Origin of the sequence: Bacillus sp. FSL R5-0585 (assembly GCF_038004545.1) — a bacterium.
Classification (GTDB): Bacteria; Bacillota; Bacilli; order Bacillales; family Bacillaceae_G; genus Bacillus_A; species Bacillus_A cereus.
This window is the reverse complement of sequence record NZ_JBBORJ010000001.1, coordinates 4,903,419-4,915,000: the sequence shown is the minus strand read 5'-3', so window position 1 is coordinate 4,915,000 and position 11,582 is coordinate 4,903,419. Positions and strand designations below refer to the sequence as shown.

Sequence of the window (11,582 nt, the reverse complement as noted above, 5' to 3'; positions counted from 1 at the left end):
TGAAAATTAAAGGTGAAGAAGCCGCTACTTCTAACGGTCATATGATTATCGTTGGCTGGAATGAGCGCGCAAAACATGTTGTAAAGCAAATGCACGTATTACAACCAAACCTTGATATCGTTTTAATTGATGAAACACTTTCTTTACTCCCAAAACCATTTCATCATTTAGAATTTATAAAAGGTTGTCCGCATCACGATCAAACTTTATTAAAGGCCAATATTGCAACGGCACACACCATATTAATAACAGCTGATAAAGAAAAAAACGAAAGCTTAGCGGATACACAGTCCATTTTAAATATTTTAACTGCAAAAGGGCTCAACCCAAACATTCACTGCATCGCTGAACTTCTTACTTCTGAACAAATACAAAATGCAACGAGAGCTGGCGTGTCAGAAATTATAGAAGGAAATAAATTAACGAGCTATGTATTTACCGCTTCTCTTTTATTCCCTTCCATTTCAGGTGTACTATTTTCACTTTACGACGAAATCTCTGATAATAAATTACAACTGATGGAGCTTCCATCGTCCTGCACCGGACAAACTTTTGCCAATTGTAGCTATACTCTTTTAAAGCAAAACATTCTCTTACTAGGTATAAAGCGCGACGAACAATATATGATTAATCCAGTTCATTCCTTTGTTCTCATTGAAAGCGACATACTCATTGTTATTCACCATTAGTAAAATGACGCTCTAATTCTTGCATGAGCACTTTCCCAATATTGATATATTTTCTTTTCACATCTCCATCTGGATCTTTCGGCTCAGCAAATTGATCCATTCCACTTGTTCCAGCTGTTAAAGTATTCACATTATCATCTAGTTCGTCTTGATATACGTGCGAAAGAATATACGGCGTTCCAAGACGAACTATTACGCCTGGTACATCTAGTTCTCCATCAATGGCTGTAAATGGAACTCGTAAAAATTGATACCCATCTTCTTCATCAATTTTGTAATCGAAGCATCCTTTATCATAATCCCAATTACCACCAATGCTATATCCAAGTGGTTTCATAATCTCTTCTAACTTATATAACGCATATGTACGTCCTTCTAAATTTGATTGAATCGGAATCAAGCCCATCCCTCCTAGACTTTTCCTTTAGCATACCCACTTTAGTTTGAATATACTGATGAACTTTTCGATAAAATAATAAAAAGCGACCGGATTCCGGTCGCTTTTTATTATTTTAAACGCTCTTCTAATTCTGCTTTTAATTCTTCAAATCCTGGTTTACCAAGTAAAGCAAACATGTTTTTCTTGTATGCTTCTACTCCAGGTTGGTCAAATGGATTCACGCCTAATAAGTAGCCGCTCATCGCACATGCTTTTTCGAAGAAGTATACAAGGTAACCGAATGTGTACTCATTTAATTCAGGAATATTTACGATTAAGTTCGGTACTCCCCCGTCGCTATGTGCAAGTAATGTACCTTCGTATGCTTTTGTGTTTACGAAGTCTACAGTTTCACCAGCAAGGTAGTTTAATCCGTCTAAATCGTTTTCTTCTGATTCGATTGTTAGTTCATGTGTAGATTTACCTACTTTAAGAACTGTTTCAAATAAGTCACGACGCCCTTCTTGAACGTATTGACCTAATGAGTGTAAATCAGTTGAGAAGTTTGCTGAAGATGGGAAAATACCTTTTTGATCTTTTCCTTCACTTTCACCAAATAACTGTTTCCACCACTCAGCGAAGTATTGAAGTGCTGGCTCATAGTTAACAAGCATTTCAATTGTTTTTCCTTTATTGTATAAAGCGTTACGAACTACTGCGTATTGGTAAGCTGGATTTTCTTCTAGTTCTGATGTTCCGAAGTCATCATGACCAGCAGCTGCACCTTTCATCATCTCTTCAATATTTAAGCCACTTACTGCGATTGGTAATAAACCAACTGGCGTTAATACAGAGAAACGACCTCCAACATCATCTGGAATAACAAATGTTTCGTAACCTTCGTTATCAGCTAATGTTTTTAATGCACCACGCGCTTTATCTGTAGTTGCATAAATACGTTTGCGAGCTTCTTCTTTTCCATACTTTTCTTCTAATAACTTACGGAAGATACGGAATGCTAGTGCTGGCTCTGTTGTTGTACCTGATTTGGAAATAACGTTAATAGAGAAGTCTTTACCTTCTAATACGTCCATTAAATCTTTCATGTAAGTGGAGCTAATGTTTTGTCCAACAAATAGCACTTGTGGAGTTTTACGTTGTTCTTTAGAAAGCGTATTGTAGAAAGAATGGTTTAACATTTCGATTGCTGCGCGTGCTCCTAGGTAAGAACCACCAATACCTACAACAAGTAAAATGTCAGAGTCATTTTTAATTTTTTCTGCGCATTTTTGAATGCGAGCGAATTCTTCTTTGTCATATTGAAGCGGAAGGTCTACCCACCCAAGGAAATCGTTCCCAGCTCCAGTTTTTTCGTGGATTGCGTGATGTGTTACTTTCACTGCATCACGTAAATAAGTGATTTCATGTTCACCGATGAAGGATAACGCTTTAGAATAGTCGAACGTTACATGTGTACTCATCTTTTTCCCTCCAATTATGGATATGTATTTCTGTATTCACTTTAGCGAAACTGAAGTTGTAAATCAAGCGATTCAAACATTGTAAACGTAACCAATATATATTTTTTAGAAAAAGTTCATTTTTTGCATAAAAATTCGCATTTTTCGGTATAGATGTATATACATCTTCTTTCAAACATTTTTTATGTATAAAAACAACATAACTACCCCATTCTATAAAAGAGTTAATTAACTCATCGCTTGCTCATGCTTCACAATTAAGGGGGGCTTTTTCATGAGTACTTTACAACGTATCGCATTAGTCTTTACTGTAATTGGCGCTGTGAACTGGGGACTAATCGGTTTTTTCCAGTTTGACTTAGTAGCAGCCATTTTCGGTGGACAAAATTCAGCTCTTGCACGTATTATTTACGGCATCGTTGGTATATCTGGGCTTATCAACCTTGGTTTACTGTTTAAACCATCTGAAAATCTTGGTACGCACCCAGAAACAAACGAAATTCGATAATCAGTATGTCCTTTCACCTCCGACATACGAATATGATTGCATGCAATCATATTTGCAAATATATATCATAAGATAAAGTAAAAGAGGAACGCTCATATGCGTTCCTCTTTTACTTTGTTAACTCGGACTCTTCAATCCATTCTGCCAACTTTTCTCGCAGCGTATTAAATCCGTTTTCAGATGGGTTCGGTATAAGAATCCTTCCTTGTTTTCTTTTCGCCGCTTTTAACGATAAACTCATTTTTCTGTGCTCTTCATCAATTGAAAGTACCTTTACTTCTACTGTATCGCCGACCTTTAAAAAGTCATGAATATCCTTTACATATCCATTTGTAATTTCAGATATATGCACAAGTCCTTGTGTTTCTGCATCTAACGCTACAAACGCACCGTAATCTTGAATTCCAGTCACTTTCCCTGTTACAACCACTCCTGTTGTATATTGTTCTGACATATGAAACACTCCCATACGTTTACCATTCTCTCTACAATTATAGAGAGCAAAGCAGATATATTTATTTTAAATATCCGATTGGTTAGTACGCATTCTAGATAACAATATCTAGAATGCGCATACCTTATATTAGTAAATTATACCACTATGACAGAACTCATTCAAAATTCATGAAAAATTTCCCTTAAAGAAGTATAATTCTCCAATATTGGGATAGACTACTAACACATGGCTTTCTAGTATTCCCCCCCTTTTATGGACAAAACGTATTACGTTTTGTCCTTTTTTTATTTTCAACAAACCGTTCCATTCTCTTCATTGCTTCCATAAGTTGTTCAAGCGACGTCGCATAAGAACAACGAATAAACCCTTCACCACTTTCGCCAAATACGCTACCAGGGACAACAGCTACTTTTTCTTCCAGCAATAACTGTTCTGCAAATTCCGCTGAAGATAATCCTGTTGAAGATATAGAAGGGAAAACATAAAATGCTCCGCCCGGCACATGACACGTTAAGCCCATTTCATTGAAAGATGTCGTCATAAAATTACGACGCTTCTTATAACTATCTCTCATCCGAATTACTTCATCATTCCCCGCACGTAACGCTTCAAGTGCTGCGAACTGAGACATCGTCGGTGCACACATCATGGAATATTGGTGAATTTTGAGCATCAATTCTGAAAACTGAACAGGAGCTGCAATCATACCGAGACGCCATCCTGTCATCGCAAATCCTTTTGAAAATCCTGAAATTAAAATCGTATGCTCGCGCATATTTTTAATACTCGCGAAACTTGTATATGCTTCGTCGTATACAAGCTCTGCATAAATTTCATCAGATAATACAATTAGATTGTACTTCTCAACAATCACTGCTATTTCTTCAAGCTCGAATTTATTTAGCATTGCACCTGTCGGGTTATTTGGTGAACAAAGTAAAATCGCCTTTGTTTTCGCTGTAATAGCTGCTTCAATTTGTTCTGGTTGTACTTTAAACTCGTTTTCTAGCTTAGTCGCCACAGGAACCGGAACTCCTCCAGCTAATGTCACAAGTGGTGCATAAGAAACGAAGCTTGGTTCAACAATGAGCACTTCATCATCAGGATTTATAATGGCACGCATCGCTACATCTAACGCCTGGCTCGCTCCAACTGTAACAATGATTTCATCACTTGGATCATAAGATACTGCAAATTGTTTTTTTAGATACTTTGCTATTTCTTGACGGAGCTCCAATAATCCTGCATTTGCTGTATATGACGTATACCCTTGTTCCAAAGAACGAATACATGCTTGCCTTACATTCCAAGGGGTAACAAAATCCGGCTCTCCTACCCCGAGGGAAATAACACCTTTCATATTTGCTGCTAAATCAAAAAATTTTCGAATACCAGATGGTTTTAAAGATTCTGCTGATCTAGATAGTTCAAATTGCTTCATGGTGTCACCACAATTCGCTTATCATCATCGTCTTTTTCATAAATAACGCCCTCATGTTTATACTTCTTCAAAATGAAATGAGTAGTTGTAGAAACGACAGATTCAATTGTTGCTAATTTCTCAGAAACAAACATCGCTACTTCCCCCATCGTTTTCCCTTCTAATGTAATAGAAAGATCATATGTCCCTGACATTAAATAAACGGATTTCACTTCTGAATAACGATAAATTTGCTCAGCAACCGCATCAAACCCAACGCCGTGCTTTGGCGTAACTTTCACATCGATCATTGCCGTTAAACCTGTATGTTCTTTCACTTTCGTCCAATCGATATGTGTTACATAATCCACAATAATCTTTTCATTTTCTAATCTCGCAACCATCTTCTTTACTTCTTCTACTTCTATATTTAACAGCTTCGCTAATGTATCTACAGATAATCGACTACTCTTTTCAAGACAAGCTAATAATTCTAATTCTTTTTCTGTCACCATATAAATCATCCTTCCTTTTCGTTTGTGTCTAAATTATACAAATACCCTTTCCAGTTTGAAAAGAAGATTTTTCTATTGAATTATGTCAAAATAAAGTGAAACTTTAATCAGCGGAAAAATGCGTGATAAAGCGAAAGGGGATGGAACCGTGAAACCAAAAATTTATATTGCTGAACCAGTTCCGACATTTGTAGAAAACTATTTATCAGAACACTGTGATTACGAAAAATGGGATCAAAATGAGAAAGTGCCTCGTGATGTTCTATTAGAGAAAATACAAGATAAAGATGGGTTATTAAATTTCGGATCTGCTATTAATGAAGAATTACTGACAGTGGCTCCTAACTTAAAAGTAGTGAGCAATATTTCTGTTGGTTACGATAATTTTGATTTACAAGCGATGAAAAACCGAAATGTTATCGGAACGAATACACCATACGTATTAGATGATACAGTAGCTGATCTCGTTTTCGCCCTTATGCTATCAGCTGGGCGCCGCGTTTGCGAACTCGATTCTTACGTAAAAAATGGTGAATGGAACGCTGAAATCGGAAAAGAACACTTCGGACTAGATGTACACCATAGCACAATTGGTATTATCGGTATGGGCCGAATTGGAGAAGCCGTTGCAAAACGAGCAAAATTCGGATTTGATATGAATGTTCTTTACTATAACCGCCGTCGTAAAGAAGAAGCTGAACAAAAATTCGATGCTACATATTGTGATTTACAGACGCTACTGAAGCAGTCTGACTTTATTGTTCTTCTTACTCCATTAACAGATGAAACATATCACCTTATCGGAGAAAAGGAATTTTCATTAATGAAAGAAACAGCAATCTTCATTAATGCTTCTCGGGGGAAAACAGTAGATGAAGAAGCGTTAATCCATGCTTTAACAGAAAAGAAAATCTTTGCAGCAGGCATCGATACTTTTACACAAGAGCCAATTCAAAAAGATAATCCACTCTTATCATTACAAAATGTTGTGACTTTACCACATATCGGATCTGCAACATTAAAAACTCGTCAGCAAATGGCCATGACCGCCGCTGAAAATTTAGTTGCAGGATTACAAGGAAAAACACCGCCTAATATTGTGCGCGGGTAATACTGAATAAACGAAAGGCAAGATGACATCGTCATCTTGCCTTTTTTTGTTAACATATTTTCTTCTTCCTTGGAGATGATATGAACAAAAATCAATGGAGTGACAAAAAATGAATCATAAATATACTTGTCCTTATTTCACTTTTTCCACTCGCGGCACTACTGTTCATTACGAATTGTATGAACATGATAATAAAACAGAACGCCCTACTTTCGTACTCGTTCACGGCTTTTTATCTTCCTCATTCAGTTACCGCCGTCTCATTCCTTTACTAGCGAAGGAAGGAACAGTCATTGCTCTTGATTTACCACCGTTCGGAAAAAGTGATAAGTCTCATCTGTTTAAGTATTCTTATCACAATTTAGCAACGATTATTATTGATTTAATTGAACATTTATCTCTCTCAAACATTGTATTAGTTGGGCATTCTATGGGTGGGCAAATTTCTCTCTATGTAAACCGTATACGTCCTGAACTCATTTCAAAGACGATTTTACTATGTAGCTCGAGCTATTTAGCGCGCGCAACCTTACCTTTACTATACTCTTCTTATTTACCGTTCTTTCATTTATACGTAAAGAACTGGATTATAAGGCGCGGCATTGTTCATAACTTAATGAATGTCGTTCATGATCACTCATTAATTGACGATGAAATGAAAAAAGGTTACTCCGCTCCTTTTTATGACGACCGTATATTTCCCGCTTTAACTCGCATGATACGAGACCGTGAAGGTGACTTATCTTCAACTGAATTACAAAAAATCGAAACACCTATCCTACTCATTTGGGGTGAAAAAGACCGCGTCGTCCCTGTACATGTAGGTCATCGTCTACACAAAGATTTACCGAATTCAAAATTTATTTCTTACGAAAATACAGGACATTTACTACCTGAAGAAAAGCCTGAACATGTTTATGAAGAAATTATCGCTTTTTCCGCGCAATAAAATGAAACTTTAATCAGCCTCCACCTAACTTCTTTGCTTCCGCTAAATTTTGAGGTGAAGGTCTTACTACCCAGCAAATAGCGGGATAATATAAAAAAGGCTGTCGGAAATCCCGACAGCCTATAATGAACAGCTTCCGCCTTCTTTTATTACAAGTAATTCCACAGCTAATTTCTCACATTTTTCAAGCGCAGGTACTTCCTCAAAAGACATAAAGTATATATGTTGAATCTTCTTTGCGATATATTTTGGATCGTCAAACACACTTATGACGCTCACAACATCGCTCGCTTCTGTTTCATAAAACTCCGGTCCCATTTGAAACGGATCCCAATTCTTCACAACCTCTATCATCTTTTCATATGTACCCATTCGCTTCCCGCCTTTTCACTTTTTAATACTTTTCTTTATCCTATCACATCAGCTATTCTATAAGAAGAGAGAGAACTTTCATAACTTATTGGTTTTACAGAAGAAGGGAGCAAACTTATGCAACTATTTCATAAAGCAATCAATCGACGTGGAACGCATAGTATAAAATGGGATACATATAAAAACGAAGAACTTATCCATGCTTGGATTGCTGATATGGATTTTGAAGTACCAAAACCAATTCAAACTGCCTTAAAACAACGAATCGAACATCCGATTTTTGGCTATACACTTCCTCCCGAAAATATTGGAGATATTATTTGTAACTGGACAAAACAACAATACGACTGGGATATTCAAAAAGAATGGATTGTCTTTAGCGCCGGAATCGTTCCAGCTCTTAGTACGAGCATACAGGCTTTCACAAAAGAAAACGAATCCGTTCTCGTACAACCACCTATTTATCCTCCATTTTTCGAAATGGTCACAACAAACAACAGACAGTTATACGTGAGTCCATTACAGAAACAAAATGATACATATGTGATAGACTTCAAGCATTTAGAAAAGCAGTTTCAGCAAGGCATCAAACTCATGCTTCTTTGTAGCCCTCATAACCCAATCGGGCGCGTTTGGACGAAAGAGGAACTTTTGCAGCTCGGATCGTTATGTACTAAATATAACGTAATCGTTGTGGCGGATGAAATTCATTCCGATATTATTTACGCAGATCATACACATACACCGTTCGCTTCTTTATCTGAAGAATTAGCAGCTCGCACGATTACTTGTATGGCTCCAAGTAAAACATTTAATATCGCTGGATTACAAGCATCGATTATTATCATTCCAAACGAAAAACTGCGTCAAGCCTTTACATCTATCCAATATAGACAAGGCTTCCACGGATTAAATATCTTCGCTTATACAGCGATGCAAAGTGCCTATACAGAATGTAATGATTGGCTAAACGAAATTCGATTATATATAGAAGATAATGCTCAATTTGCTTGTGAATATATTAAAACTCACATACCTGCTCTTTCCGTAACGAAGCCAGAAGGTAGCTTTTTATTATGGATTGATTGTTCTCGTCTAAAGCTTTCTCAAAACGAGCGTACCGCACTACTTGAGGAAAAAGGAAAAATCATCGTTGAACCTGGTGAGAAATACGGGTTAGGTGGCGAAGAACATATTCGAATTAACATCGGCTGTCCACGATCTGTTTTAGAAGAAATTTTAAACAGACTGCGTCATACGTTTTCATAATAAGAAAGGAGTCTGTCCTCCTAATCATTCTTGGACAGACTCCTTTGTCATATTTTGTCGGTAAGTCGATATATTTCAAGTTACGGTCGATATATTCCAATAATCGCCGATATAATTTGAGTTACAGTCGATATATTCCAATAATCGCTGATATATTTTCAATTACATTTCACAAAGAAAGCTACCATTCACGGTAGCTTTTACTTTTTCTTCATATCCGATGCTTTTTTTACAATTACGCCACAAGCAATTCGATCCCCTGATTTACCTGTCGGTTGAGTCATACCATCATCAGGGTTTTCTGTAATAATAATAGACGCTCCATCTTTTCTATGAATCGTCGTTTTTCCTTCTTCAAGTGTGATGTGTGGGGCATTAATTTCCGCTTTAATCTTTCCAGAACCATCTGCAACTACGTTCGGTAAATCACCGTTTTCTGCACCCTTCGGATTAAGAAGACCATGTTTTTTATCATCTGGATTAAAATGATTTCCAGCTGATTCAAAACGAGGTGCTTTACACTCTCCAATTTCGTGTACATGTAGTCCGTGCGGGCCTGGCGTGAAACCTTCCCCTTTAATCGTAATTTTTACTCCACTTGTTTGCTGCACTACTTTCGCAGTCCCTACTTCATCTCCTGAAGCATTATGTAATTTCACTTCAATTTCTTTCGGCTTTCCTTGGTCACAACCTGCCATCAGAAATAATAAACAACAACTGAAAAAAAGCCGTTTCTTCATTTTATTCCCTCCAAAATATATTCTGCCCTTAGATTGTCCGAGCATAGAGGGAAACATACAAAAATGCATTACTGTTTCTTTTCAGCTAATAGTTTTTCTTCAACTTTCTGCAATCGCTCTGCTTCTCGTTTTGATACACGAATGAACATACGCCACGTAGCAATCGCACCGATGATAAATAGAACACAAACAATCCCTGGAATAATATATTCTGTTTTATCTTCCGGAAAATATAAAGGCATCATATAGAACACTCCTTATTATAGGATTTATAAAACATCAGAATTTTCTGTTATATCATTTTAAATTATAGTGGAACCTATCCATATTCTCAAGGGGCGTTCTGAAAGCAAATGATTTCTTTGACTCCTTCTCCTACTTTCCTTACTATAAACTTGAGGTGAAAAATATGAGAGAAACATTTGAAATTGGCGAAATCGTTACTGGTATTTATAAAACAGGAAAATACATTGGCGAAGTTACAAATAGCCGCCCTGGCAGTTACGTCGTAAAAGTATTAGCTGTTTTAAAACATCCGGTGCAAGGTGACTTACATAACGTAAAACAAGCTGACGTACCATTTTTCCATGAAAGACGCGCTTTAGCTTTCCGTGAACAGACGAACATTCCAGAGCAAATGGTGAAAAAATATGAAGGAGAAATTCCGGATTATACCGAGTCACTAAAATTAGCATTAGAAACTCAAATGAATTCATTTTTTGAAGATGATTCACCTTTTGCAGAGCGTAGTCTAGAAACATTACAACAGTTAAAGAAAGACTACAAACTCTAAAAAACAAAACGACCAAATTACATAATGTGCAATTTGGTCGTTACTGTGTGCTCACTTTCTTTAACACTTTTGAAAAATCAACGAGTTCTCCTAATGTTGGAGGTGCTGGCTTTACTAAATACTCTTTATCTTTTTCTACTAGTTTAAAAATATTGTACGTCGTCATCGCATCGTCAAGCGCACAATGATGCTTCCCTGTCCCTACTTTTCCATACGCCTCAATTGCTTTCCATAATCCTGTTTGATTTCTTTCTCCAAAAAACTTCTTATACTCAAGCGATAAATCACGACACTGTCCGAAGAATGGAAAAGCTATCCCTGCCATCTCACAATTATGCTTCAGCACTTTCATATCCATATTTCCCCACGTTACAATTGTCGGTTTACATTTCGTTTCGTATTCTGCAAGCTTCTTAACGAGTTCAGGAAATGAAATCCCTTTATCTACGACTTCTTGTTTTATTCCCAAAAACTTCTTACATCGATCCGTTAAAGAGGGAAATGTTTTCGGCCTGACATGTGATGAATACGTATCTTCTACCTTACAGCCAGCAACTGAAACGAGCCCTACCTCAATAATCTCCGGAAAAAATCCTTTCGGTTTCTTTCTATGCTGGGGCATCGTAAACTCAAAGTCTAAAAATAAAAATCGTTGTTCATCCATACGATCCCTTCCTTATCATTTTTGTCATTCCTTTCTATTTGACACTCCTACACGAACAAGCTCGAATGCTAATTCCATTTTAAATATTCAGATTGGATGTATCTTATATATATGTCAAATGCCCACAAATATTTTAAAAAATAAGAAAAAATGACCTATGCAGAAAATATGACAAAATCTCTCCTTTCATTTACATCCGCAGTTTTTCTACTTTATAATGACGTTATGTGTGTTT

At 36.8% G+C, this 11,582-nt stretch carries 15 protein-coding genes (1 of these 15 only partly in view); 6 read left to right on the top strand and 9 right to left on the bottom strand.

Annotated elements, in window-relative coordinates:
- Window positions 1-689 carry the 3' portion of a potassium channel family protein gene (locus MKY38_RS25240; protein WP_000842320.1) on the top strand. The gene continues 307 nt to the left of window position 1, outside the view, so the window shows 689 of its 996 coding nt (coding positions 308-996); its start codon lies off the left edge, out of view; its stop codon occupies window positions 687-689.
- On the opposite strand, the gene MKY38_RS25235 is transcribed toward MKY38_RS25240, so the two are convergent.
- Together MKY38_RS25235 and MKY38_RS25230 are read right to left on the bottom strand one after the other, a co-directional pair.
- Complete coding sequence (locus tag MKY38_RS25235; RefSeq protein ID WP_000612334.1) at window positions 676-1,089, bottom strand: YugN-like family protein; 414 nt, start codon at window positions 1,087-1,089, stop codon at window positions 676-678. The genes MKY38_RS25240 and MKY38_RS25235 overlap by 14 nt on opposite strands.
- A 107-nt stretch (window positions 1,090-1,196) precedes the next feature.
- Entirely contained in the window at window positions 1,197-2,549 is a 1,353-nt protein-coding gene (locus MKY38_RS25230) for a glucose-6-phosphate isomerase (protein ID WP_000103654.1), read from the bottom strand.
- Window positions 2,550-2,823: 274 nt separating this feature from the next.
- Here MKY38_RS25230 and MKY38_RS25225 point away from each other — a divergent pair, with 274 nt between their 5' ends.
- The gene (locus tag MKY38_RS25225) at window positions 2,824-3,057 is read left to right on the top strand and encodes a DUF378 domain-containing protein (protein WP_000105788.1); all 234 of its coding nucleotides are present in this window, start codon (window positions 2,824-2,826) and stop codon (window positions 3,055-3,057) included.
- A gap of 109 nt (window positions 3,058-3,166) precedes the next feature.
- Here MKY38_RS25225 and yugI read toward each other — a convergent pair whose 3' ends face one another.
- From yugI to MKY38_RS25210, 3 genes are all read right to left on the bottom strand, one after another.
- Window positions 3,167-3,511: a S1 domain-containing post-transcriptional regulator GSP13 gene (gene yugI / locus MKY38_RS25220; RefSeq protein ID WP_000003764.1), complete on the bottom strand. Its 345-nt coding sequence runs from the start codon at window positions 3,509-3,511 to the stop codon at window positions 3,167-3,169.
- A 253-nt stretch (window positions 3,512-3,764) separates the two neighbouring features.
- Window positions 3,765-4,955 carry an aminotransferase gene (locus tag MKY38_RS25215; protein ID WP_000808534.1) on the bottom strand — a complete coding sequence of 397 codons (1,191 nt, stop codon included), beginning with the start codon at window positions 4,953-4,955 and terminating at the stop codon, window positions 3,765-3,767.
- Window positions 4,952-5,449, bottom strand: a complete 498-nt coding sequence (locus MKY38_RS25210) for an Lrp/AsnC family transcriptional regulator (protein WP_000255696.1) — start codon at window positions 5,447-5,449, stop codon at window positions 4,952-4,954. Before MKY38_RS25210 ends, MKY38_RS25215 begins: the two co-directional genes overlap by 4 nt.
- A gap of 118 nt (window positions 5,450-5,567) precedes the next feature.
- Between MKY38_RS25210 and MKY38_RS25205 the strand changes: the two genes are divergently transcribed.
- Both MKY38_RS25205 and MKY38_RS25200 read left to right on the top strand, forming a co-directional pair.
- Window positions 5,568-6,560 carry a 2-hydroxyacid dehydrogenase gene (locus MKY38_RS25205; RefSeq protein WP_002024995.1) on the top strand — a complete coding sequence of 331 codons (993 nt, stop codon included), beginning with the start codon at window positions 5,568-5,570 and terminating at the stop codon, window positions 6,558-6,560.
- 109 nt (window positions 6,561-6,669) lie between these two features.
- Window positions 6,670-7,509 (top strand): alpha/beta fold hydrolase, encoded by an 840-nt coding sequence (locus MKY38_RS25200; protein WP_044307365.1) that lies wholly within the window; start codon window positions 6,670-6,672, stop codon window positions 7,507-7,509.
- Window positions 7,510-7,629: 120 nt separating this feature from the next.
- Here the strand turns inward: MKY38_RS25200 and MKY38_RS25195 are convergent, their stop codons facing one another.
- The gene (locus tag MKY38_RS25195; RefSeq protein WP_000537645.1) at window positions 7,630-7,881 is read right to left on the bottom strand and encodes a YugE family protein; all 252 of its coding nucleotides are present in this window, start codon (window positions 7,879-7,881) and stop codon (window positions 7,630-7,632) included.
- 117 nt (window positions 7,882-7,998) lie between these two features.
- On the opposite strand from MKY38_RS25195, the gene MKY38_RS25190 reads away from it, so the two are divergent.
- Entirely contained in the window at window positions 7,999-9,150 is a 1,152-nt protein-coding gene (locus MKY38_RS25190) for a MalY/PatB family protein (protein ID WP_065224314.1), read from the top strand.
- Between the two features lie 200 nt (window positions 9,151-9,350).
- Here MKY38_RS25190 and sodC read toward each other — a convergent pair whose 3' ends face one another.
- Both sodC and MKY38_RS25180 read right to left on the bottom strand, forming a co-directional pair.
- The gene (sodC, locus tag MKY38_RS25185) at window positions 9,351-9,890 is read right to left on the bottom strand and encodes a superoxide dismutase [Cu-Zn] (RefSeq protein WP_006922350.1); all 540 of its coding nucleotides are present in this window, start codon (window positions 9,888-9,890) and stop codon (window positions 9,351-9,353) included.
- A 68-nt stretch (window positions 9,891-9,958) separates the two neighbouring features.
- Window positions 9,959-10,135 carry a hypothetical protein gene (locus MKY38_RS25180; RefSeq protein WP_000982757.1) on the bottom strand — a complete coding sequence of 59 codons (177 nt, stop codon included), beginning with the start codon at window positions 10,133-10,135 and terminating at the stop codon, window positions 9,959-9,961.
- Window positions 10,136-10,299: 164 nt separating this feature from the next.
- Here MKY38_RS25180 and MKY38_RS25175 point away from each other — a divergent pair, with 164 nt between their 5' ends.
- Window positions 10,300-10,683 (top strand): kinase-associated lipoprotein B, encoded by a 384-nt coding sequence (locus MKY38_RS25175; protein ID WP_001209342.1) that lies wholly within the window; start codon window positions 10,300-10,302, stop codon window positions 10,681-10,683.
- 40 nt (window positions 10,684-10,723) lie between these two features.
- Here the strand turns inward: MKY38_RS25175 and kapD are convergent, their stop codons facing one another.
- Window positions 10,724-11,347 carry a 3'-5' exonuclease KapD gene (gene kapD, locus MKY38_RS25170; RefSeq protein ID WP_000344356.1) on the bottom strand — a complete coding sequence of 208 codons (624 nt, stop codon included), beginning with the start codon at window positions 11,345-11,347 and terminating at the stop codon, window positions 10,724-10,726.
- Window positions 11,348-11,582 lie beyond the last annotated feature (235 nt).